This is a genomic window from Methanoculleus sp. DTU007 (assembly GCF_001512385.1).
Taxonomy (GTDB): Archaea; Halobacteriota; Methanomicrobia; order Methanomicrobiales; family Methanoculleaceae; genus Methanoculleus; species Methanoculleus thermophilus.
Window position 1 is genome coordinate 1 of record NZ_LFRO01000032.1, and the last position, 23,268, is coordinate 23,268.

The 23,268-nt window shown below is 60.4% G+C and carries 26 protein-coding genes; 9 read left to right on the forward strand and 17 right to left on the reverse strand.

Going from position 1 to position 23,268, the window contains the following annotated elements; all coding sequences use genetic code 11:
* Positions 1–429 precede the first annotated feature (429 nt).
* The 9 genes from speD to ACI94_RS03220 all read right to left on the reverse strand — a co-directional run bounded on the left by speD (position 430) and on the right by ACI94_RS03220 (position 8,485).
* Complete coding sequence (speD, locus tag ACI94_RS03180; protein ID WP_066956022.1) at positions 430–876, reverse strand: S-adenosylmethionine decarboxylase; 447 nt, start codon at positions 874–876, stop codon at positions 430–432.
* Positions 877–1,550: 674 nt separating this feature from the next.
* A complete protein-coding gene (locus ACI94_RS03185; RefSeq protein WP_066956921.1) occupies positions 1,551–2,147 on the reverse strand; it encodes a DNA polymerase ligase N-terminal domain-containing protein in 597 nt (198 codons plus the stop codon).
* 44 nt (positions 2,148–2,191) lie between these two features.
* On the reverse strand, positions 2,192–4,519 hold the full coding sequence (locus ACI94_RS03190) for an ATP-binding protein (RefSeq protein ID WP_066956019.1): 2,328 nt from the start codon (positions 4,517–4,519) through the stop codon (positions 2,192–2,194).
* A 266-nt stretch (positions 4,520–4,785) separates the two neighbouring features.
* The gene (locus ACI94_RS03195) at positions 4,786–5,268 is read right to left on the reverse strand and encodes a DUF2124 domain-containing protein (protein WP_066956017.1); all 483 of its coding nucleotides are present in this window, start codon (positions 5,266–5,268) and stop codon (positions 4,786–4,788) included.
* 49 nt (positions 5,269–5,317) lie between these two features.
* On the reverse strand, positions 5,318–5,665 hold the full coding sequence (locus ACI94_RS03200; protein ID WP_066956014.1) for a hypothetical protein: 348 nt from the start codon (positions 5,663–5,665) through the stop codon (positions 5,318–5,320).
* 42 nt (positions 5,666–5,707) lie between these two features.
* On the reverse strand, positions 5,708–5,893 hold the full coding sequence (locus ACI94_RS03205; RefSeq protein ID WP_066956008.1) for a 2-hydroxymuconate tautomerase: 186 nt from the start codon (positions 5,891–5,893) through the stop codon (positions 5,708–5,710).
* 33 nt (positions 5,894–5,926) lie between these two features.
* Positions 5,927–6,868 (reverse strand): polyprenyl synthetase family protein, encoded by a 942-nt coding sequence (locus tag ACI94_RS03210; RefSeq protein WP_066956005.1) that lies wholly within the window; start codon positions 6,866–6,868, stop codon positions 5,927–5,929.
* A 266-nt stretch (positions 6,869–7,134) separates the two neighbouring features.
* Complete coding sequence (locus ACI94_RS03215) at positions 7,135–7,959, reverse strand: hypothetical protein (protein WP_273258733.1); 825 nt, start codon at positions 7,957–7,959, stop codon at positions 7,135–7,137.
* 40 nt (positions 7,960–7,999) lie between these two features.
* On the reverse strand, positions 8,000–8,485 hold the full coding sequence (locus ACI94_RS03220) for an ATP/GTP-binding protein (RefSeq protein WP_066955994.1): 486 nt from the start codon (positions 8,483–8,485) through the stop codon (positions 8,000–8,002).
* 239 nt (positions 8,486–8,724) lie between these two features.
* Here ACI94_RS03220 and ACI94_RS03225 point away from each other — a divergent pair, with 239 nt between their 5' ends.
* From ACI94_RS03225 to ACI94_RS03235, 3 genes are all read left to right on the forward strand, one after another.
* The gene (locus tag ACI94_RS03225) at positions 8,725–9,072 is read left to right on the forward strand and encodes a hypothetical protein (protein ID WP_066955991.1); all 348 of its coding nucleotides are present in this window, start codon (positions 8,725–8,727) and stop codon (positions 9,070–9,072) included.
* A 109-nt stretch (positions 9,073–9,181) separates the two neighbouring features.
* On the forward strand, positions 9,182–9,712 hold the full coding sequence (locus ACI94_RS03230) for a HEAT repeat domain-containing protein (RefSeq protein ID WP_066955988.1): 531 nt from the start codon (positions 9,182–9,184) through the stop codon (positions 9,710–9,712).
* Positions 9,712–12,558 (forward strand): M1 family metallopeptidase, encoded by a 2,847-nt coding sequence (locus tag ACI94_RS03235; protein ID WP_286681088.1) that lies wholly within the window; start codon positions 9,712–9,714, stop codon positions 12,556–12,558. The genes ACI94_RS03230 and ACI94_RS03235 overlap by 1 nt, the downstream gene beginning before the upstream one ends.
* Here the strand turns inward: ACI94_RS03235 and ACI94_RS03240 are convergent.
* The 5 genes from ACI94_RS03240 to ACI94_RS03260 all read right to left on the reverse strand — a co-directional run bounded on the left by ACI94_RS03240 (position 12,555) and on the right by ACI94_RS03260 (position 16,600).
* On the reverse strand, positions 12,555–13,400 hold the full coding sequence (locus ACI94_RS03240) for an MBL fold metallo-hydrolase (RefSeq protein WP_286681089.1): 846 nt from the start codon (positions 13,398–13,400) through the stop codon (positions 12,555–12,557). The genes ACI94_RS03235 and ACI94_RS03240 overlap by 4 nt on opposite strands.
* Before the next feature lie 66 nt (positions 13,401–13,466).
* Positions 13,467–13,961 carry an SRPBCC domain-containing protein gene (locus ACI94_RS03245; RefSeq protein WP_224732714.1) on the reverse strand — a complete coding sequence of 165 codons (495 nt, stop codon included), beginning with the start codon at positions 13,959–13,961 and terminating at the stop codon, positions 13,467–13,469.
* Between the two features lie 189 nt (positions 13,962–14,150).
* A complete protein-coding gene (locus tag ACI94_RS03250; protein WP_066955979.1) occupies positions 14,151–14,624 on the reverse strand; it encodes a chemotaxis protein CheW in 474 nt (157 codons plus the stop codon).
* Positions 14,625–14,636: 12 nt separating this feature from the next.
* Positions 14,637–16,250: a methyl-accepting chemotaxis protein gene (locus ACI94_RS03255; protein ID WP_066955976.1), complete on the reverse strand. Its 1,614-nt coding sequence runs from the start codon at positions 16,248–16,250 to the stop codon at positions 14,637–14,639.
* Positions 16,247–16,600 (reverse strand): hypothetical protein, encoded by a 354-nt coding sequence (locus ACI94_RS03260; protein WP_066955973.1) that lies wholly within the window; start codon positions 16,598–16,600, stop codon positions 16,247–16,249. The genes ACI94_RS03255 and ACI94_RS03260 overlap by 4 nt, the downstream gene beginning before the upstream one ends.
* Between ACI94_RS03260 and ACI94_RS03265 the strand changes: the two genes are divergently transcribed.
* Complete coding sequence (locus ACI94_RS03265) at positions 16,599–16,985, forward strand: hypothetical protein (RefSeq protein WP_066955966.1); 387 nt, start codon at positions 16,599–16,601, stop codon at positions 16,983–16,985. The two genes, ACI94_RS03260 and ACI94_RS03265, sit on opposite strands and share 2 nt — an antisense overlap.
* Here the strand turns inward: ACI94_RS03265 and ACI94_RS03270 are convergent.
* Both ACI94_RS03270 and ACI94_RS03275 read right to left on the reverse strand, forming a co-directional pair.
* A complete protein-coding gene (locus ACI94_RS03270; protein WP_066955964.1) occupies positions 16,980–17,657 on the reverse strand; it encodes a hypothetical protein in 678 nt (225 codons plus the stop codon). The two genes, ACI94_RS03265 and ACI94_RS03270, sit on opposite strands and share 6 nt — an antisense overlap.
* Before the next feature lie 92 nt (positions 17,658–17,749).
* Positions 17,750–17,971 (reverse strand): hypothetical protein, encoded by a 222-nt coding sequence (locus ACI94_RS03275; protein ID WP_066955961.1) that lies wholly within the window; start codon positions 17,969–17,971, stop codon positions 17,750–17,752.
* Between the two features lie 434 nt (positions 17,972–18,405).
* Between ACI94_RS03275 and ACI94_RS03280 the strand changes: the two genes are divergently transcribed.
* The 5 genes from ACI94_RS03280 (at position 18,406) to ACI94_RS03300 (ending at position 22,507) form a co-directional block, all read left to right on the forward strand.
* Positions 18,406–19,668, forward strand: coding sequence for a COG1361 S-layer family protein (locus ACI94_RS03280; protein ID WP_066955958.1), 1,263 nt, complete (start codon positions 18,406–18,408; stop codon positions 19,666–19,668).
* 6 nt (positions 19,669–19,674) lie between these two features.
* On the forward strand, positions 19,675–20,877 hold the full coding sequence (locus tag ACI94_RS03285) for an ABC transporter permease (RefSeq protein WP_066955955.1): 1,203 nt from the start codon (positions 19,675–19,677) through the stop codon (positions 20,875–20,877).
* A gap of 4 nt (positions 20,878–20,881) precedes the next feature.
* A complete protein-coding gene (locus tag ACI94_RS03290; protein ID WP_066955952.1) occupies positions 20,882–21,562 on the forward strand; it encodes an ABC transporter ATP-binding protein in 681 nt (226 codons plus the stop codon).
* 102 nt (positions 21,563–21,664) lie between these two features.
* A complete protein-coding gene (locus ACI94_RS03295; protein WP_286681100.1) occupies positions 21,665–21,841 on the forward strand; it encodes a DUF1059 domain-containing protein in 177 nt (58 codons plus the stop codon).
* A gap of 90 nt (positions 21,842–21,931) precedes the next feature.
* Entirely contained in the window at positions 21,932–22,507 is a 576-nt protein-coding gene (locus tag ACI94_RS03300; RefSeq protein ID WP_273258734.1) for a class I SAM-dependent methyltransferase, read from the forward strand.
* Positions 22,508–22,510: 3 nt separating this feature from the next.
* On the opposite strand, the gene ACI94_RS03305 is transcribed toward ACI94_RS03300, so the two are convergent.
* A complete protein-coding gene (locus ACI94_RS03305; RefSeq protein ID WP_286681090.1) occupies positions 22,511–23,110 on the reverse strand; it encodes a hypothetical protein in 600 nt (199 codons plus the stop codon).
* Between the last annotated feature and the right edge of the window lie 158 nt (positions 23,111–23,268).

Below are 23,268 nucleotides of genomic sequence, written 5' to 3' on the forward strand. Positions count from 1 at the left end.
AAGAGACAGCCCCTCCCCTGTCCCCTCCCCCCTGTAATGCGATGTCCGGTAGGAATCCGTGCCTGGTTTAATCAACGGGAATCAGCAAGTCAGGGAGAGCAGCAACTCGAACATTGCAGTAAGGTTGCTGAAACAACTGGAGTTCGAGCACTGTTAAGTGCACCTAGCGGTGCTCAAGTCCGTTCCTGCGGAACGTCGCACACCACTAATGGCGATATCTCCGCAGAATTCGTGCAGCGGGGTATTTACAAAACAGACCTGTCAGATTCTCCAGCTACGTAGACCCGACCGTCCGGACCGCTTTACTCCAAGAAAATCGAGGGTGGGGGCCGCCTCGCCGCGGCTTCCAGTTAGACCGGCGGGAGATGGCAGCGGCTCTTTGCCGTCACAGAGTATTATTAATGCGTTTGCCGGGTGCCTTGTTCGTATTTAGTCCCTGAACAGTACCTGGTAGGTCACTGACTGTGCTCCAAAAAAGTCCTTACAAAACTCGGCTGCCTTCGAAGGCTCATATTCTTTGCAGCTGAAGATATCGAGGTAGGCTGCGTTGGTCTCGTTCGCGAAGTGGCCGGAGACCAGCGATGTCTCGATGAGCTGAGTCATGGAGAATCCTGCTACCCTCTCATTTGGGCCAAAGTGGATGATCTGCGGTTCGCCGAATCTCTTCATGTCGATGAGGTCGCACAGTTCGATGATGAACTGGTGAATCTTTTCTGGATCTCTTATCGATGCCGGATCGCATCCCTTCAAATCCACGCTTGTGTACAGCCCCCAGCAACCACGCTGCTTGAACTGTGCAACAATCTCTGCGTCGCTTAATGCCTGTGTCACAGCGCCGCCTGCGGCAGCGTTGTTTGTCATTACCTTACTTGCCATGATCTCACCTTCGAGACAAACTCTGATCGAATGATCTCTGTAGTTTTTGATAGTTCAGATTTTAAAACTATCCATAGTGCTCATGAAGAATAACCGTTATTTCGCAGTTCGGCAAGATTAATCCTTGAATCTCCAGAAATCTGCGCCATAATTTTGACAGTTTTTGAAATTGGTGACTTTAATTGGCCAATTCGTGTTTAAGTATGAAAAAAGTATGATCTACGTAACACAAAATGCGAATATCCCCATCCCCCGGGCCTTGACCCATGAACCCAGATCCTGGGGTTCAGGAACGATCAAGGCCGCCAGAGAAAGTACTTTTTCCAGTAAGGGATTCTGGTCCCATTTCCCACCATAAAAATCATTAAGCCGATGTTTGAAATTTTTACCGCCGCACCTGCCAGTACTCCGACCGAAAGCCAGAGGGGGCGGTGACTACAGGGCCACCTCTGCCGGACCAAAAGAGGGGTGATCTCTGTCGCCCGCCGCGCACTCTGGATTATCACTTCCGCGCCTTGAAGGAAACCCCCGATAGGCCTGCCGCACGCCTCCACCCCCCCGTCGGGCCATCGGGAGACGCTCGGGCGCGCGCCGGTGCCCGGCGCAATGGCCGGATTGAGAAACTCATTCAGCGCTAAGAGATCGGGTCCCTCTCCCCTGCGGCGGCTCGCCCGTCACTCATCCTTCCCCGCCGCGACCTCCTCTAGCGTCCGGCCAGAGAGGACCGATCGGGGCTCAGCCGCAACCGGGTCCCGGGAAGGATCCGCCTCGGCATCGTCCTTCTTCACAAGCAACCAGGCCTCGCCTTTTCCGGTCCTGAAGCGGGTGAGAGAGAACCCGCCCCGGAGTTTCTTCCCCTCGAGCCAGACCGATACATGGCCCTGCCGGAGGGCCTCGGCAACCGGGATCTCCCGACCGCTCTTCTGCGTGAGATTCCGGTAGGTTCCCTGGTCCCAGACGAGAACCGTCCCGGCCCCGTAACTACCCTCAGGAATGACGCCCTCAAAGCCGGCATAGCCAAGTGGATGATCCTCCGTCGGGATCGCAAGACGCTTCTCCTTCGGGTTCGTAGACGGCCCTTTCGGGACGGCCCACGATTTGAGGACACCATCGACCTCCAGGCGGAAATCGTAGTGGAGCGTGCTCGCATCATGCTTCTGGATGACAAAGATGGGAGACGGAAGCACGGCCTCCGCATCACCCGGAGGTTCCAGCGTTCGGGAAAAGTCTCTCTTCCCGCGGTACTCATCGAGGGTATCCGGTCCTGTCATGAAGAGGTATTCCACCGGGATACCGAATAAGGGTTCTCCCGGGTCTATAGGTTCCGCTCGGTCGAGGGGACGATCCTGACGTTCATCTTCTCCGAACCGATGATCAGAATACCCTCCCCGGGCTGGAAGTTGAGGAGATCCTTCTCGCTCACCTCGAAGAATTTGGCGTTCTCCTGGGCCTGTTTCTTATTCTCGGAGCGCATGCAGAACTTCACGGCGATGTTTGCGAGGATCTCCTCGTTGAAGTGGGCGATGAGCTGCGAGGCGAGGATGAGCGAGACCCCGAACTTCCGCATCTCGGTCGCATATTTGTTGAGAACCGCCTTGATCGCCGTCTTTGAGCCGCTCTTCTGGCTCACCAGGAGTTTTGCCTCGTCGACGATGACAAAGAGGCGGAACTTCGCCCGCTCGTCCGGCGTCCCACGCGGAATCTCGCCCATCGCCTGGAGGGTGTAGTAGATCCGTCTGAGAAAGAGGTCCGCAAAGAGGTAGCGCAGGTTCTCCGGAAGGGCGTTTAGGTTGATATGGGTGATTCCCCCGGAGAGGATCGTGGGGATCGAGATCTTCTCCTCACCCGAGAAGAGCTTGTAGTCGAAGATATCCTCAAGGTAGGCCGGGATCGCCTCATCCTCGCAGTTCATGATCTCGTCTTCGATGTCGTCGAAATTGAGCACCCGCGTCCAGGTCTCTGTCTTTCCCGTGATCCCGGACATCCGGTAACAGTCCTTGATGATATTCTTGATCTTCCTGCGCTGCTGGATCCCGAGCGTCGGGAAGTTGATCGATATTGCATCGACGAAGTCCGAAGTGGCCCGGAGCGGGGTGATCTCGTCGATCGAAGGATCGAGTTCAAGCGGGTTGAAGTAGTACTGCCCGCCCTCGCGGATCTTGTAGGACCGGATATTCCCGCTGTTCGCGGCCATATCCCCGTGAAAGTCGATCAGGACGACCGGCATCTCCTGTGCCGCCAGTTCCGAGGCGATGCACCGTATCGTCTCGGTCTTGCCGGCCCCCGAACCGCCGAGGATGATCATGTGGCCGTTGTTGAGCCGCCCAGGCGACCAGTAAACCCGTCGCCCGTCCTGGGCGTAACCGAGGAAGATATCGAGGCCGCCGGGGCGGGGGACGACCGCCGGAGCCGGGGTCGAGGGGGAAGGGTCGGGCAGCACGATATCCGGGGGTATCGGTTCAACCTCCTCTTCATCCGTTTCGTCTCCAAAGGAGACGTCGTCCCACGCGTCCTCTTCGTCCTCCTCTTCGTCCTCCATTTCCGCCTCAACAGAGGGTATGGGCGGCGCGACCGGGAGACTCTCAGGAGCAGGGTCAGGAGCAGGGCTGACCTCGCCCTTGCAAAGAGCCGGTACTACCACGGGTTCCGGGGTGGATCGGTCTATGACGATCTTCTCTGCGACCTCGGCCATCAACTCCCGCCCGAGGTCGCGAAGGCGCGCGTCGTAGAGGTCCCGGTCCTTGATGATGAAACGGGAGAGGTCGACCCCATCGGCCTGGGGCACCTGCTCGAGGACGTAGATTGCGTCGGAAAGGACCGAAAGCACCCGCGAGAGTTCCCGTCGGTGGCCCGGTGACGCCCGGATACGGTCGTAGTCCTCGCCAGTGGCAAGATAACGCAGAACAGTGAATGTCGAGCAGAACGATTCGAGGAGCATATCGTAGTGCTCCCGGAGATCGGGATCGATCGCTTCAAGCATCCTCTTGAGGATATAGGCAAACTCCGGGGGGAAGGTATAGACGACGCCATCAGGCGCGACCGTGTCGAGATCGTAAGCATAGGCAAGGACCGCACATCCGGCGTCCTTAAGCCGGGCCGCGAACCGCTCGCACTCGATAAAGAGCCCCGGACAATTGTTGAGTAGAAAACCGATGAATGTCTCTTCGGTGCGGGGAAGCGTGGACGGGAAGGTCTTGTTGACGTATGACCCCCGCACGGTCCCTGCAAGGAGGGTCGGGACAACCTCATGGATATCATGGGCAAGGCTCTCGATATCCAGCGCCCGAATCCGGGCCTCGACAAGCGGGCGGGCAATCTCAACTCCTGCGGCCGTTGCGCTGATCACCTTCATCCCGTGCCAGGAGACGGAGTCTATGAGGCCGGCCTGCGCAAGGACGAAGAGCGGCCCCGACGTATAGGCGTAGCAACTCTGCTCGACCACGCCCACGCCCTCCCCTCGGGACGATGAACTGTTCTGCGCAATGTAGATGTAGAGGAGGGTCTCGACAATGTCGCGGACCTCCTGCAACCGGAAGTCCTGCAGATACCGGGTGACAGCGGGAGGGAATGATCTCACCAGGGTCGGTATCTCGGCATCGTTATACCCCATCGCTTTGAGAGCTTTGGCAAGGTCTGTCAACACGGTTTCACCAGAGGATGCGTTCTTGTGGCACCGGGATTTCACGGGCGAGCGGCGGCACGCTACCGCTTCAGTGAAGCGGACTGTAAGAATAGATTCATTCTACAACCTATAAAAAATAGGTCATTTGTAAAAATCGGCTGCATCCAGGAGAATTTCTCATTGGTCGGGAGAGGGAGGACGGGGGCTGCCCCCCCTACTCCGGTACAAAGGATCTCCGGTCTTTCAGAGGGCACTCTCCCGGGATGCACCGCCGCCCGGGAGAGCGCTCACCGCCAGATCCTGACCGGCTTGAGGGTGGCATCGATGATCAGGTCAAAGTCGAAGGCATCAAGCCATCCCCCTTTCTTAAACATCTCCATAAAGCAGATACCCACGATCTTCGCGCCGGGATGGGCGCCGACGACCGACTGGACCGCTTCTTTCGTGACCGGGACCCCGGGCATGGCAAGCCCGCCCATCAGGACGATCACCTTCGGGTCGACTCTAACCACATCGGACGAGGCCTGCATCCCGACACCCTCGACCGGGCGGATCGCCCTTGCCTGCGCTTCGTCAACGTAGGGCACATACACCTGTTCGACAGGTAGGTCCCGGACGGCGAACCCCAGAAGCTCGATGAAGGGAGTGCAGGTGCCGGGGCAGCCATAGTATGCGACCTGGTCGCCCGCACCAAGCCCGGCTTCACGGAGATATGCCTTGAATGGCCGCAGCATCCCGGGGACGCCGGAGAGTTCTTCAATCAGTTCCATGAGGAATCTGTTGTCCCCGAGACATATTCTGCTTTGGGGTAGCCAATCTCTACAGCAATCCGCATCCAGAGAGGTGGTACAGCCTCTCTATTTGTTTCGCCGCCTCCTCGGAGACAGCCTCCCGGATCCGGGCGAGGATGGTATCGATATCCTCCTCGGGCATACATCCGAGGTCCTCCCGGCCGGAGAGGATCTGGTCGGCAAGGTAACCCCAATCCTCATCCGAGAGGCGACCCACCCGCTCCGCAAAGTCCTCTGCGTCTACGGCGATGTGGTTTGAGACCGGAGGGAGGACCGAGCGGAACTCGTGCCCGGACTCCGGACAGAGGATGCCGCTGTACTCGGGGGCCAGTTTACGCAGGATAGCAAAATCCCTCTCGTCAAGTTCACGTGCCATATCCGTTCACTCCCGGAAGGATGAAGGCCTCCGGTAAAAGAACTACGACTCCGAGAAGAGTCTCCCCGCCTGTGCGATATTCTCCTTATCGTGTTCCTCAAAGAAGACGAAAACCTGTTCCGGGTCGACACCGAGCGTCCTCGTTATCGCGGCGGTGATCTCGGCGGCAAGAATCCGTTTCTGCTCAAGCGTTCTTCCGCTTGCCATACGAATGGTTACAACCGGCATGTATCTCGGAAAGAGTGTTGGGCAGAGTGGTATTTAGCGTTGCGGGAAGAGAGCGCGGGGCGTATCCCCACCAATCGGCCCCTCCTTCCCGAGAGTAAGCCCCACAATATCGTAGATCGTCGCCCGGAAAGCCACTTTTGCCTCAAGGGGCACCCGCCCCCAGCCATCACCCGTGATCCCGGCGGCCGCATCACGGATCTCCCGCTCAAGCACCCGCTCAAGTGCCTCCCGGGTGCCGTTGGCCCCCGGCGGATGGGAGCGCTCCATGACGGACTGGAGGAGAAGCGACTCAGATCCCGGACGAGATTGGCGGACGCCGTTAGCAAGCGCATCCAGGTCCGTGATATCGTCTGCGATCTGCATCACCTTCCCGGTGGAGAGACCGTACCGAGCAAGCGCCCTAACGACCTCACCATCAGCTCCCGCCGCCATGCCGCCCCAGGCCGCAGCAAGCGAGAAGAGACACCCGGTCTTTCGGGTGACGATCGCATCGTAACGTTCCGATGCGGGGAGATCCGGCCCCCCGAGCATCTCCCAGGCCACTCCACGGGCCATGCGCCGCTGAGCCGATGCGAGCATCGCGACGTATCCGGCACCGTAGGGCGCGGCAAGCGCGTAGGGAAGAGCAAGGATGCCGATGGTCTCGAGGACCGCCCGCCCCTCTCCCCGGGTGAGATGGAGAGAAGGGAGACCGCGCCTAGTGGCATCGCCGTCCAGCATGTCGTCGAGGATCAGGCTTGCTGCGTGGGCAAACTCGACGGCGCAGGCGAGATCGAGCACCTGGCGGAGGGAGGTACGCCATCCCGGGACAAGGCAAGCGTAGATACGGAGGAGGAGCCCGGCCCTCATCCGCTTTCCCCTGGTAAGGAGAGGGAGCACGGCGGGGTCGATATCCCCCTCACCTCTCGCGACCTCCTCGATCCGCTGGTTGACGGCAGGTTTGACAAACTCCAGGAACTGGCGAAACGGCATCATGGGGCAAGCGTGCACCCCTAAGATACCGCCGCGTAAAAAGGTGTGGGTCGACATGCCCGGGGTACATTCATCTAACCTGGGATGAAGGCGCCGCACGTTACGGAGGCATGGCAGCGATACGGGGTGTGAGGGCGACGAGCGCATTTCGGCAGAGGAGAGAGCATGCCCATCGGGACCATTCTCCCGGCTTCAGAGAGGACAATCTCCTGCGGCTGCTGGAGAACACCCCATGCACCTTTGGGCACGAGGCGCTCTCCGCACTCCTCTTAAGTCAGCTGTGCCCGGATATGCTCCACCGTCTCAGGATACCGGTTCGCAAGCCGATCCTCTTTGAGGTTCTCCCGCACAATCCACCGGATATCCTGATCATCGAGGGTCGCAAGCTGCCGCAGGTACTCAAAGCCGATCCCGGGGAGAGCGGTGACGACCTGGCTGAGCGTAGAGCCAAGCGCTCTTTTGAGCGCGAGAAAATCATCGGAACCCCTCTCCTTCGCCATATATACACGTATCAACGCCTTCCGGTGGAGCCGCAGCGCCATCTCTGCGAGTTCCGGCTCGGCGAGCAGATCCGGTGCGGCCACACCTTCAACTGCAGCCCGCATCGCAAGCCAGGAACCGCCCTCCACCCAGCCTTCAAGTCTGGGGACGGCTGTATCGCGCTGCCGGGCAAGAAGATCCCGGACCCCCGTCACCACCGCGTCTCGAACCCGCCACCGCGGATCGGTGGAGGCCTCCACAAGGTATGCGACCGCCTTATCCGCACACGCCGGGGATACGGATCCGATCGCCCCGATCCCCAGGACGCCGCAGATCGAGAGGAACTCATGCGGGTCATCTGCCGGTGCATCCTCGGGGTCAACAGAAGCGAACTCGACACAGAGGTCCCAGAGCACGTGCCGGATGTCGGAATCAGCAGCAGCAAACTCGCGCACGGTTTCGCTGAAGGCTCCGGCAAGCTCAAGGTTCGCCCGCACTCCCGGCAGACGGCTTTCCGCAACCAGGTAGGCGAGGAGATCCGCGGCCTCCCCGCTCACGAGGAGCCCCGAAATCAACCCGACAACCTCCCTGATATAGTTCTCTTTGCGGATCATTGTCTTAGAAAGAACGACCCGGAGGGAGTAAAAGTGATCGCTACCGGGCGATCAGGGTTGTGATGAAGGCATCGAGCGCTGCATGGACGTTCTCGCCGTTCCGTGCCGAGATGGGGTGCACCATCTCCCCGGGGAGAGCCTGGCTGACGGCCTCGGGCATTGCGCCCGGGCAGTCGCACTTGTTTGCCATGAACGCAAGCGGCACCCCGAGGGCCTTCAGCTGCGCATACAGGTGGCGCGTCATGGCGTCCACCCCCCTGGTTGCATCCACAACGATGATCGCGCCGTCCATTCCGCGCGAGAGGATCTGCCGGACAAACTCGAAGCGTTCCTGCCCCGGCGTTCCGAAGAGGTAGACCATCTGATCTCTTACCTGCAGTCTGCCGAAATCGAAGGCGACGGTTGTCGGCCCCTCACTTGAGGCCGCTTCAATGTGGCGGCTTTGGGGATCGAGTGCCTGGATGAGACTGGATTTACCTGCATTGAATGAACCGAAAACGACAATCTTGAGCCTGCCTTCTGCCATCAGCCTTGTATCGGCGCGGAGATGTTTTAGGGTTTCGTTATGCGAGCGCGTTCGGCGGGATAAATCTCTGTTCCGGCCGGTCAGTAACGGTTTTTTCCACCGCCCAGGGGAAGGGAGGTGAAATCGTTCCCGGGTCCAGCGGATGCGTCTGCACCAGGTTGCCAGCATCCGGCTCCTTGGGGGTGATGGCCCACCCCGAGTCTCAAGAAAGATATACCGATAGATCCAAGGGTACCGATATGGGGTCCGAGGAGACCAATGCCGTCGCGCAGGAGATCATAGCCACTCTCGATAGCCTTTTCCTTGCAGAGAAACGTGCAAAACTCCAGATCTCTGCCCTCGAAGAGCGGCAGTATCCCCTGGCTACGACGTTTGAGATGGTCCAGGAGATGGAGGTCGACAATGCCATCGAGGAGGCTCTCACCGAGTTCGGTTTCGAGTACTACACCGTTGATGACGATGGAGAACTCTGGATATCGGACGAGCACGGACTGATGGTCTTCCTCTCATTCACCGCACCCGATGGAAGGTATTACAACTATAGAGTCGTGGCATTCGACGTTATAGACGAGGACGAGAATGTATGATGACCTCAAGCGGCGGCATAACTCATAACTTGCCGCGCTTGAGGGCCTCGTGCCCGGCACATATATATGGCAAGTGATATTCCCATGCAGCATCCACTGGTGAGATGAGATGGAACGCTCAGTAAAACGCCTCATAGAAGATAAAGAGAAGCGGCGTGAAGAGTACATCGGCAAATACATCGAGCAGCTCTCCGACGAAAGCACCCCATACCGGCTCCGGGCGGCCGAGGCACTCGCGGGGTGCGCCGATCCCCGGGCGGTCGAGCCGCTGATTGCCGCCCTCAACGACCGGGAGAACGAGGTCCGCTGGGTCGCGGCACAGGCACTCGGGAAACTCCGAGATCCCCGGGCGGTTGAGCCGCTCCTTCTCCTCCTCGCCGACTCCAACCGGTGGGCGCGGCGCGGAGCCGCCTGGTCGCTTGGCGAACTTGGTGATATCCGCGCGGTCGAACCGCTCTGTCCACTTCTATCGGATAAAAAGAAGGATGTAAGGTCCGCCGCGGCCGAGGCCCTCGGGAAACTCCACGATGCGCGTGCCGTCCCGGCCCTCGCAGCAGCGCTCGAGGATGAGGAGGAGCCCGAGGTCAGGACCGCGATCCGGCGTGCGCTCCGCGAGATCACCGGCGAGGCGGAACTTTGATGGACTACGTAGAGCAGCGGCTCTTTCGCTACTATCCGGAGGATTTTGGGGCGCTCCCCGTTCGGGTCGTCCACATGGACCTCATCTTCGACGTCTACGACGGCCATACCCGGGTCGTCTCAGCCCTCACTGCCGAGAGCCTCGATGCACCGCTCTCGTCCCTCGCCTTGAACGCCCGGGACCTGGCCATTCTCCGGGTCGAGTGCGCCGAGTACCCCGTCACCCATACCTACGACCGAAAAGCCGCGATCCTCACCGTCGCCTTCGAGACCCCCGTCCCGCCCCGAACACGGTTCACCCTCGAGACCGAGACGATCTGCCGCCCGAGCAGCCACGTCCTTGAAGGGCTCTACTACGACGGACTCTGCCCTGGAGGACCGCCCACCCAGATCACCCAGTGCCAGCAGTGGGGGTTCCAGCGGCTGGTCCCCTGTCTTGACGATATGACCGCGAAGTGCACCTACACGACGACGATCATCGCCGATAACGGGTACACGAATACCATATCAAACGGCGACCCGGTGGGACCACGGATCCCCTGCGCTCCCGGCCGATCCATCCAGAGATACGAGAACACCACAACTCCGATGGCACCCTACCTCTTCTTCCTCGGGGTAGGGTGCTACGATGCCTACCGGCGGGAGTTCGAGTACCCCGACGGCCGGACGTTCACGCTGGAACTCCTCGCAAAACCCGGCTCCGATCCCGAAGGGGCGGAGCGGGCGCTCGATATCCTCGCGGACGCCGTGATGTGGGTCCACCTCTTCACCGGCCGTGAGCAGTACCGCGACCGGGAGATCCGCCAGGAGATCTGGCGTCTTACGCGGGTGCGGGACGAGGCAAAACGTTCCGGGGATCAGGAGACACTTGTAGAGACGAGAAAGAGGCTCGCCGGACTGATTACAAAGATCACCCCCGGCTACGCCTACACCGGTGCGGTCTACCGGGAGATAGCCATGCAGAACTCCGATTTCGGCGGGATGGAGAACGTCGGAAACACGACGATCGCTGCAAACCGGCTCATGCCCGGACCCGATACGACCGACCCGGCATTCGAGTACATGATCCGGGTGAAGGTCCACGAGTACTACCACAACGAGAACGGCTCCGAGGTGACGGGGTGGAGCCCGTTCGAGATCTGGCTGAATGAGGCCGTGACGGTCCATATCGAGAACCAGCACCATGCCTTCCTCTTCGGGGAGGCCTACTCGCGCCTCCAGACCGTCCTCGACCTCCTTGACCCTGCGGCCGGGACGCTCACGCTCGATCGGGGCGCGGGCTCGATGCCGATCGAGCCGGACGGCTTCAACGACCCAAACGACCTCATCACCGGCGTCACCTACGTCAAAGCCCCCGAGTTCGTCAGGATGATCGAGACGCTGATGGGGAAGGAGACGTTTGCCGAAGGGCTCGCCCGCTACCATGACCGGTTCCGGCACTCGAACGCTTCGCGGGCCGACTGGATGCGCTGCATGGAAGAGGTCTCGGGCCAGGACTTCTCGCGGATGGCGGCGGTCTGGCTGAAGGAGAAAGAGTATCCGGTCCTTGCCGTGACGCGGACCTACGACCCGGAGTTCCGGCGGCTCACCCTCTCCTACCGGCAGAATCGCTCGCCGGGCGGCCGCATCTGGGAGTTCCCGTTCCGGTTCGCGCTCGTCGAACAGAGCGGCCGGAATATTTTGGAGCGGACAGTCCGGATCGCGGACGAAGAGGGGGAGATCGTCCTCGATGACGTCGACCAACCCGCATTCCTCTCCCTCAACCGCGGCTACTCCTTCTACGGGAAGGTGGCATACCGGCCGCCGGAGGACGAACTCTACCTACAGGTGACGAGGGATGGCGATATCGTCGGCCGGTTCACCGCGTTCCTTGCGCTCGCCGACCAGCAGATGCTCAGGCTGCTCAAAGACCCGGAGGCAGAGGTCTCGGAGCGGTTCACCGACCTCTGCATCGCGCTCCTCGGCGACGATCGCCTCATGGGCGAGGCAGGCGGGCAGTTCCTGACCATCTTCCCCTCGGTCGAGGACGAACGGTTCCGCCACCGCTACCGGGCGCTCTACGATGCCCGGCAGAAGATATACGCATCGATCGCCGCACGGGGCGAGGATGCCCTCCTCGCGATCTACCGGCAGGCGGCGGCAGAGAGCGCTCCCGGAAGGTCGGCCAGCCTGGAGGCAGAGGCCGCGACAATCCGGCGGCGGCAGAGGAAGAACATCTGCCTCGCCATCCTCGCGACCCTGGATTCGCCAACGATCCACGAACTGCTCTTTGGACAGTTTGAGGAGGCGACGAACGCAACCGACCGCCTCACCGCGTTCCGGCTGATCCTTGAGAGCAGCGCCCCAAAGCGACTGGAGGTTCTCAAGGAGTTTGCTGCCGAATCGAGTAAAAACCCGGTTGCCTGGGAGTCGTTCCTCGCCGCCGTCGCCGGGAGCGACTGCGATGACCTCGTCCCAATCCTGCAGCGGATCGAGTCGTCGCCCGCCTTTGCGATCGAGCAGGCAGACCAGCAGCGGGCCCTTTACGGGCGGTTTGCATTAAACAGGAAGCGGTCGCTTGAGACCGATGAAGGGCGGACCTACCTTTCGGAGATCCTCAGGCGGCTTGCCCCGATCAACGAGTACAGCACCGTCCGGGTTCTCGATGCGTTCGCGTTCATCGACGCGATGGAGCCAGAGCACCGGGTGCCGACCGTCGCGGTCCTCGCGGATCTCCTCACTTCGATCGATCTTCTAGCGCACCCATCGGTCTACAACAACATCCGCCGCTTCCTCCTCGGAGCCCCGGAGGCCGCTCGGGCGTATGAGGCGGAACACGGCGAGATTCCGGGACTCAAGAGGACTTAGCCGAACCCGTACTCGAGAGTCAGCCCGACACCCGTCTCGCGGACGTTCGCAACCTTTGCAAGTGCAATCTTTGCCGCAAGGTCGGTGCAGTGGCAGGGATGAAGAGCAGCCGGCTGCACCTCGGAGAAGTAGTCGAGGATTCCGCGCATCTGCTTAGGAGGGGTGTTGAGGAGGTGGAACCCGCCGATGACGTCGAGGATCCGGTCATCGCCGCAGACCTCACGCGCCTGCTCGACGATCGAGCAGATGCCGGAGTGAGAGCACCCGGTTATGACGACAAGCCCCTCCGGAGTCCTGCAGGCGAGCGCGGTATCGTCGACGACGGTATCGTCCCGGATGCCGTCCGGTGTGTAGACGTAGCCTATCGGTGGCGTCTGTTCGAACTCGAACCGCCGCTCGATCTCCCCGAGGAAGACAAGGTTCTTCGTCAACCAGAGAGGGCCCGTCGTGAGGAGGACCTTACCGTGCCGGAAGAGTTCCTCGACCGAGAGGTGGCATCCGATCTCTCCGACGCCGTCGCAACTCCGGGTGAGGAACGCGTCGGGATGGGCGACGAACGTGGGCGGAACGCGCCTCTGACCCTCAAGGATTGCCTCGGTATGAAGCCTGATGAGGGCGTCAAGGCCCCAGGTGTGGTCGAGGTGACCATGGGAGAGGACGATCTCTTCGACGTTGAGGAGGTCAATCCCCATCTTCCGGGCGTTGGGAACGAGAATGCCCGAGTAGCCGGCATCAAAGAGGAGCCGGGTCTCGCCGTCTTCAAGGTAGATCGAGAGCCCGGGTTCCGCGAGGAAGTAGCGATCGGTGAGGGCGACGTTATCGACAAGGACCGAAAGCCTCATCCGCAGCGCCTCCCGAACGCCGCATTCACCGCGCACGAATCCATGCAGATAGTGGGCACAGAGCGGTTAAGAAGGTTTCCGGAGGGCGCTCCCTTCCACCCGCTCCCTGAGCGCCCGGTTCATCAGCAGGAACCCAAGCTGCGTCGCCCGGAGGGTCTCAGTGAGGGCGACGATGGGTACCAGCAGCCCGGTGAAGACCTCGGCCTGGACGAACCGGGAGCCGTCGCCCTCGGGAATGATGGTGAACCGGTGCTCGCCGTCGAGGAGCCCCGCAATCAGGACACGGCCGACCCACCGGAGCTCGTGACCTTTCGCGACCCGCAGCACCTTCGGCCGAAACCGCATGCTCTTCATGCCCGGCGGGCGGATCTCGACCGAGAGACGGGTCCCCACCCAGGGTTTCCCCTCGATCGACCGGATGAATGGGTTCCAGTCGGGGTAGGCCGCGAAGTCAGTCAGCACCCGCCAGACAGCCTCTGGCGGGGCGGCGATGACGGTCTCCGCCCGGATCTCACGGACCAGGGACCCGAAGCATGCCGCCGGGGATGGAATCATGCTCATCGTACGATCGCTTCGAATGGACCAGATGGGAAAAAAGGCTTACCCGTCGGGACGGTTGTGGTACAACACCTCCTTTCACGAGATCAGGCACGATGTACTATCCCACAGTCCGGCCGGAAGATGCAGACGACGGCGAGGATCGGAGGAAAGGGATGGGGGTCGTCCCCCGCAGGCGGGTTATACCGCCCCTCAGTCGTGGGCGACAAGATCCCCGAGGAGTTTGACGATATCGATCCAGAGCACGAGATCCCTCCCCGTCTGCCCGGCACCCTCGCCGCGGCTGAGTTTGATGACCCCCTTGATGCACGCCATATGTGAGATCGAGTCGTCCATGACCTCTATATCCTCCTCGGAGACCTTGATGACACTGTGGACCTCATCCACGATCACTCCGACGTTCGAGCCCGCGGCCGCATCCGGGACCAGAACGATGATCTTCTGGTCGTCGGAGATCTCCGCGGCCGATGCCGGGTCGAGGAGGAGTGCGAGGTTGATGATGTTCGTGATCTCTCCCCGGAGATTGATGATGCCGGCGAGGTACGGGGAGGAGCGGGGGATCGGGGTGATCGGGATCATCTCGACGATCTCACGAGCGACACCGATATCGAGAGCATACAGGGAGTTCCCGATCTCGAACTCCACCACGTCGATGAGCGCTGCCACCCGCCCGTCCCCCTAGATCCTGATACCGTTCATCGTTTCCCGAAGGTGCCCCGTCATCTCACCAATCTCGTGCGTGACGCTCCCGATCTCCTCGACCGAGGCGCTCGTCTCCTCGGCGAGCGCTGCGAGGCTCTCCATCTGCGACTGCATCTCGTTGGTCAGTCGGGTCCCCTCACTCATGGCCTGCACCACCCGGTTCGCGGTCCCCGCCTGGTCCTCCGTCGCCTTCGCGATCTCCGCGATGCTCCGGGTCACGGCCATCGTCTCGTCGATGATCTCGTTCAAGGCCCCGATTGTCCGGTTCACGCTCTCGACTCCCGAACCGATCTCGACGCTCGCCGAGAGGATTGAAGACGCCGTCTTCTCGCTGCTGACCTGGATCGCATCGATGACCTGTTCGATGTGGTTGGTCGCGCTCTTCGTCTCCCCGGCAAGGTTCCGCACTTCTCCCGCGACGACAGCGAATCCCCGGCCGTGCTCTCCTGCCCGGGCAGCCTCGATCGCGGCGTTGAGCGCGAGAAGGTTGATCTGACTCGCGACGTCGTTGATCATCTTGACGATCTTGTCGATCTCGTGGATCTGAGCGTCGAGATGCTTGATCTCCGCAACACTCTGCTCCGTGATCTTCTCGACTTCGGCCATCTTCTTCTCGGCCTCGTTCCCGAGAGCCTGAGCCTCTTTGCCCCGGGACGCGGCCCTTTGAGCCCGCTCGAATACGTCCTGAGCAGTGCTCGCCACCTCCTCGTTGGATGCGGAGAGATCGGCGATCTGCCGGTTGACACCCTCGATCTCCGCAAGGACCTGTTTCGCAAGGTCCGCGCAGCGCTGGCTAGTCCGCGCCACCTGCTCCGAGGCCTTCGCGATCTCGTCGGAACCTTTGGTCATCTCCGACGTTCCGGCCTCCAGCCGGTTTACGGCACGATTGAGCTCCATGAAGTTCGTGGAGAAGGCAATCCCGATCTGGTTGAGCGCCTCCTTGAACTTGCCGAACTCACCGGCGGCATGGATCTCCTCGTTGAACCGGACGGTGTAATCCCTGGCGGCAAAAGCGTCGGCAAGCCTCATCGCCTCCTCGAGCGGCTCCGTCACCGCCTCGATGATCCCGTTTATCCCGTCGGCGATCTGCCGGATATCGCCCGTGTACCGCTCTGCCTCGGCACGGGCCTTCAGGTTCCCCTCTCGCGCTTCCGCAGCCACGCGGAGGATATCCGCGACCGCACGCTTCTTCTCGGTCACATCCGGGAAGTACTCGATCGCCCCCACGACCCTTCCCCGCTCGTCGGTCAGCGGGGCCCCGGTGCAGTCTATGATCACGTCGCCGCAGGTGTTGTCGCAACGGTAAATGACCCGCTGCTCCATCGCGACCCTGCACGGACACTGCGCCGTCTTGCAGTTGCCGGTCCGGTAGAGGTCGTAACACCGCTTCCCGACGGCATCCTCCGGCCTCATCCCGAGGAGGTTCGCTGCCGCTTTGTTGATGTAGAGGATCGTATACTCGGTGTCGACCAGGTGCATGGGAAGTTCGATCGAATCAAGCCCCTGGACGAGAAGTCTGTACCGGGTGAGTTCATCACCGGACGCTCCGGCATCCTTCGCCGGGTTTTCTGGTGGTGTAGCGTTTATCATTTCTGCTCATCCTCACCCCCGGCACCCGCATTGCCGGTCGCCCGGCACCCGGCGGGGCCGGGTAATCCCTTCGAGATATCCGGCAGAACAAGGCCTGTATCGAAAACTAGGCCTTTCTGGGAGATTATTTCGACATCGCCAGGAATATCGTGAAGTATTTGATGTATCCAAGGCTTTAGAATTAATACTTCTCGATCACGATCATTCGTTAATTTCAAGTATGCCGGATAATACGGGAGAAGCATACCATCTGCTGGAAAAAGCGGATGCTCCTTCGGGCCGGCGATCCTGCCGACGCGCCGGAGGACTGAAATCTCTTCGTACAGAACAACTCTCGCGGAGTCTTCCATGACAGAACATGCAACCTTCTCCCCCGACGAACCGGGAAAACCCGGACCGGTCGGTCTTGCGGCCGGAATGCGGCTCGGGCTCGACCGCTTAAAAGACCTGCAGGAACACAGAGGATTCGAGGTCATCCTCTACTTCGATGAAGACCTCGCACGGAGCTCGACGCTCGACGCCGACTATGCAGACTTCCAGATCGTCCCCGTCCAGGCCCGGCCGTTCATGCCGCTTGCGGTCTTCCTCCGGGTGATTACAGAGCGCGATCCGGAGTTTGCAGAACGGATGCAGAGCGAGCCTCCGACCGTTGAGGTTCTGGAGACCGGAACGCTCAACCGCTACTCCGGGTGCGTCCTGTGCACAAGGCCGTACGTGAAGGGGCTGCTACTATAGCCTGCCCGCCCGGGTTCGGGCAGTCCAGTTGCGCGGGACCGGCGTCCGGTTCCCGAGATCAAACTCGGCGAGGACGTGCCGGCAGGTGCAATGCTCACCCAGGTGGCAGATGGCGGCCTTCGTTGCCTCAAACCGGAGCGGGAGATCGACTCCGGGGATGAGTTCAGGCAGATCACCGTAGCCGAGCGTGATGTGCGGCGAGTAGCGCTCATACGCGGATAACTTCGGGAACCGGGTAAGACAATCGATGGATGACCCCGACGCTCCACCCGCAAAACTCTCAGGTCCCACATCAAGTGCCCAATACGGTTTTAAAGCATTCATCACCGTCTTATGGAAGAGCTGGATGATCTCCGTCCGAAGGATGTGAAAGACGGAGACGGTTCTCCCGGCGCCTGTGCGGCGTTTTGCGACGGCATCGATCGTCAGGCTCATCGGGGAGCACTGCCGGGAGATCTTATCCACGGTTCTCGTGATCTCTCGAAGGTCGTCTCGCTTTGCCGGGAACATTGCAACTGAGATATGCGGGAGGCAGTCCTCCCAGCCCAGGCGTATCCCACCGTCCGGGGCGCCGGCGAGCAGAGTCCGGTTCACGCCGATCGCCGTATCCATAATAGGTCTCGGCGGCAGAAGGACAACGTCGATGGCAACTGTATCGGGAAGTTCATGCATGGAGGGCTGATCAGGCGACAGCGATAGAAAAGGGTTATCCTTTGGGATCGGCAACCCCCGTCAGACCGCACCCGGTTCGGAACAGACGGGATTCACCACTTCACACCGAAGATCGGCTCCTCCTCGACGATATTTGTGACCCTTCGTACACTTGCCTCCATCGGAACATCTTCGCCGCTGCAGAGATCCCGTTTGAGTTGCTCAAGGCCCACAGCCACCGAGTCATCCTTTGCATGGACACCACTTACCGTCACCCGAAACGTCAGCGTCACCAACCACTGGATCGTTTCTGTCTCTTCCCCACCTCGTAGCATGGACGGGGTATACCTCCACGGGGGTGATAAAGGCAGCTCATCATCAAGAGACCTTCATCCGAAAGACCACCCACCCCCCATCTCCGATGAAACGAAGGTGCATCCGCACAGTCTCCATGCAAAAAAACTGAAATGAAGTACGAGAACGGAGGGCCAGCACGATGTTCGGGATACGCCCGGAAGTTGACGTATGGCGAGGTGTAGAGCGTTGCAGTTGTATCAATGGAGGTATAGTGCGACAACTCATCTGGTTAATCAGTCCCGCACTGACCCATCCGCACCCCGACCATAATATAATTCATACAAAATAAAATATTTTCGGAGATCCAGGTCAGATTGCACCGTCTAGATCCGGCAGTGTGAGACAGACACAACGCATATATACAAACATCAGAAATTTCGGGCTCCAGAGAACCATATTCTGGAGGAGAGAGATGGTCCTGGAGGCCAAGGCAAACCCCCGGGGAGGCACGGGGAGGCAAGCGATCGGCTGCGTCGCGATCGTACTCATACTTATCCTGGTGCTCATCCCGGCATCGGCAACCGCACAGGCACCGTCGGTGATCGTCTCCAACTACACCGTTACCCCTCCCGTCCTGATGCCCGGAGACGAAGGAACGATCACGGTGGTCCTCACAAGTACTGCTCCGGCAGCATCCGGATCGCCGCTTGAGATCCGACTGGACATGAATACATCAACAGAGACCGCACAGAACGCCTACATCGAGAGCGTGCTCGTAAACGGCGAAGGCGTCGAGGTCCTGACAGGGAGTTTCCAGGATATCGGCGAGATCGGTCCCGGCCAGTCCATCCCGCTCACCTTCCAGATACGCGCTCCGGGAAAAGAAGGGATCTACTTCCCGGAGATCTGGGTCAGCGTGCGGGATGCGGCCGATGTGCGCTACCCCATACCGGTGAATGTCAACTCGGCCTACGCCCTTGCCAAGAAACCGGCGCTCCGGGTGGAGAGGACCGTCCCGACAACCGTCGACCCGGGATCTCCCTTCAACGTCACGCTCACGCTCATTAACGACGGCCAGGCGAGTGCAAACGACATCACCGTTGCCATCAACACAACCTCTAACGCGATCACCCCACGGACCTCGGAGAACTACTACATCCCGGAACTCGGGGCCGGAGAGGAGACGGTGCTGAATCTCTCGTTTGAGACCGATACAAATGCGCCCCTCGGACTCACCCCGGTTCTCGTCATCACCGATTACCGGAGCGCCGATCTCGCGGCGTTTCGGCAGGTGGCGACGATCGGTGTCCCCATCGTCGGCCGCGCCGAGATGGGGGTCGCCTCCATCAGGACCGATCCGGCCCGGGTCACCGCCGGAGACCCGGTGGACCTGACGATCCGGATAGAGAACACCGGGACGGCGGACGCCGAGTCGGTCCGGGCAACCATCGACGGTCTGCCACTCCCGGGGAGCAGGGAGGCCTTTCTTGGGACAATAGAGCCGGGGAACGACGGGCCTGCGGTATTCACCCTGCAGGCCGATCAGGAGGGAGAGTATCCCTATACCCTCACCATTCAGTATACCGATGATTACGGAGTGCACACCACCCGGCAGGACCTGAACCTGACCGTCGCGGCATCAAATACGATACCCACGATCGCCATCGCAGCAGCGGTTCTCATCATCGCCGTTGTGATCGCGGTCCTCTGGTACCGGAGACGGCAGGAGGGGTGACATTTCGTGTTTGAGGGCCTCAAGGTCTCTGCATTCCTCGCGTGGAAGGCCATCCAGCGCGGGAGCAAGGGGACGTTAATCCTCACCATCATGATCATCGCCCTCATCTTCGTGAACCTGGTCTTCCTCCCCTCCATCATCTCGGGGGTCGTCAAGACCTTCGATACACAGTCGATCGAGTTCGATCTGGGAAACCTGGTCATCGAGCCCCGGGAGGGCAGCCAGTACATCAACGATGCAACCGAACTACAGAAGAAGGTCGAGCGTATCCCGGGGGTTACCGGCACATCGCCCCGAATAGCCGCCGGGGTGACCTACTTCTACCGGGGCCGGAACGCCGCAAGCACGCTCTATGGCATAACCCCGGAGGATGAGCGGTCGGTGACCAGGATCGCCGAGTATATGATCGAAGGAGAGTTTCTCTCGGACGGGGATACCGGCGCAATCGTCATAGGCGCAACCCTCGCGGGGAGAGAGGGAGAAGAAGGGGGCGGTCTACCCACGCTCGAGGGGGTCACGGTCGGCGACTCGGTGGAGGTGGCCTACCCGAACGGGGAAACAAGAATCTACCGGGTGAAAGGGATCTTCGAGACACAGTCGTTCGGCGTCGACACGGCAGCCTTCGTTACCAGCCAGGAGATGAGCGATGTGCTCGGGCTACAGGATCAGGCATCCATGATCCTGGTCAAGACCGAGGAGAACGGCAGGGAGGATGAGTACAAGACCGAAATCCTCTCCTATGGCATCCAGGAGAACGTCTGGACGTTCAGGGAGAAGGCCGGGGGGTTCGTCGACCAGGCGATCCAGAGTTTCAACATCATCAACACCATCTCGACACTCGTCAGCCTGATCATCGCCATCGTGGTGATCTTCATCGTGATCTTCATCAACACCGTGAACAGGCGGCGACAGATCGGGATTCTCAAGGCGATCGGGATCGACCAGCAGATCATCATCAACTCATACGTCCTCCAGGTGCTCTTCATCACCGGCGTCGGAGCGCTCGTGGGGATTGCGCTCAACGCCGGCGTGACGACCTACCTGACTGCCTATCCGCTCGTCTTCCCCGGCGGCCCGGTCTATCCGGATGTGGAAGTGTCATCAATCCTCCAGAGCATCGCAAGCCTCTTTGCGGTCTCGATAGTGGCAGGGTACATCCCCGCCTGGCAGATCGCCCGGGAGGAGATCCTCTCCGCAATCAGGGGGTGAAGACGTGATCGTTGCAGAAGATCTCACGAAGGTCTACACCATGGGAAGGGTGGAGGTCCGCGCTCTTGGCGGCGTCTCGCTTGAGGTCGCAAAGGGCGAGTTTGTCGGGATTATGGGGGCGAGCGGAAGCGGCAAATCAACGCTCCTCCATATCCTCGGGCTCCTCGACCGGCCCACAACCGGCGCGGTCACGATCGACGGGACCGATGTTCTCTCCCTCTCCGACCACCGTCGGACTCTCTTTCGGCTGAACCGGCTTGGCTACGTCTTCCAGGACTACGCTCTCATCGGGGAGCTCACGGCGCTCGAGAATGTCTACCTGACGTCGCTTGTCCGGGGGGATCCAAAGGAGGAGTACCTCAAAAAGAGCACCGAGATCCTGGAGCGGGTCGGGCTTGGAGACCGAATCCACCACCGGCAGAGCGAACTCTCGGGCGGAGAGCAGCAGCGGGTGGCGATCGCCCGGGCTCTCGTGAACAGTCCGAGCATCCTGCTCGCCGACGAACCCTGCGCGAACCTGGACAGCCAGACATCAAAGAGCATCCTCGACCTCTTCGCCCGGCTAAACGAGGACCTGGACCAGACGATCGTGATGGTCTCGCACGAAGACTGGCACAAGGAGTACTTCTGCCGGGTGGTCACCCTGCGGGACGGGTTGATCGAGAGTGTGACGGAGTGCAGATAATCCGCGCAGGTTCTCAACCGGGCCTCGCCGGACCCTGTGTGTGAAAAAGCAGCGGCAATATTTTTATATTGAACCTGTTATACACCCCGCCGGGTGAGACGTATGCAGGAGCAAAAGACATTCAGGTGCAAGGACCTCGGTCTTGCGTGCGAGTTTGAGGAGAAGGCAGAGGACGAGAACGAGCTGATGAGGCGCATCGAGGGGCACATCCAGACCGCTCACCAGATGAACCCGGAACAGCCCGAAGTGCAGGAGAAAGTCCGCAAAGCGATGAAATGAGGGGGTTCCACCCCCACTGGCCTTTTTTTAGCAGGAAGAAAAACAGGTTCTCCTCCAGGAAACGCCGTCGCGGTCTATAGGGTGCATCGTATGCGTTGTGGAAGGCATACACCGGAGGACGAGGCCGCCCGCAGACGATGGCAGCACCCCGAGTCTATCCTTGAGGGGTTCGGGCTTGCACCCGGTAAGACGTTCATCGACGTCGGGTGCGGGGACGGATTCTTTGCCCTCCCGGCGGCGCGGATGGTCGGGCCGCACGGCCGGGTCTGCGGGATCGATATCGACGCCGAGGCGCTCGATATCCTGCAGGAGAAGGCTCTCCGCGAAGGGCTCGATAACGTCGTCCTCCATGAGGGGACTGCCGAGGAGACCGTCCTCTGCGACGGGTGCGCCGACTTCGTCTTCTTCGGGATCGCGCTCCACGACTTCGTTGACCCGGTCAGGGTGCTTCTAAACGCGAAGAAGATGGCAGCCCCCGGCGGCCTGATCGTTGATCTGGACTGGAAGAAGGAGCCGCTCCCTCTCGGTCCGCCGACGGAAAAGAAGTTCGACACGGAGTATGTGGTGTCGCTGATGGCAAAGGCAGGGATCCGGGTCACGGCGATCGCGGATTCGGGACCTTACCACTACATCGTCACCGCCGTGCCGGACAAAAAGAAGGGTTAGGGGTTACTTCAGGTTTGCAAGGCCGCCGTAGTTGACGGCGTTCACGAACGCATCGAGATCCTGCTTGGAGCCGCCTTCGACGCTGACGTAGACCATGAACCGGTCGTTCACGCCGACCCAGGTTCCGTAGGAGTCGGGTTTGCTGAAGGACTCCCAGGATGGATGGCCGGAGACCGTGCCCCGCCTGTAGTAGCCTTCGGTCGTCTCGATCGAGAAAAGCGAGTTCCAGATCTCCCAGTAACCCACGTCGTAGTAGGCTGAGTCCTGAATTACGACAGTCGCCCGGGCATCGTCCTTGCTGTAGTCACGGGACACCCAGGTCCACTGGGCGTCCTCTATTGTCGTCGATGCCCCAACTGGATCTTCTGCGGTCCATCCTGCCGGCGCATCCGGGAGGAACGGGATCAACGCCGTAAACGGAACTGCGGTCACGCTTCCCTTTGCAGCCCCGGAGACGCCGGTCGCGCCGGCGGTGGCCGTCGGAGTGGTTCCGGAGGATGTTTCGTCGGTCGTATCCGACGTACCCGTACAGCCCGTCGTCATGAGGCAGAGCGCGAGCAGCGCAAAGAGTCCCAGAATCACTGCTGAAGATATCATTCTCATAATGGTGCCCTCTGGACGACCAGAATGCCCAATGAATATTTATAGATTCCATTTTGGTTTGACAGCCGATCTGATCAGTCGAAAATCGATTTAGGCATGCATGAATCCTCAGCTAGATGACAGATTCTGGAATGATCAAATCCCCATACGCCCGGAGA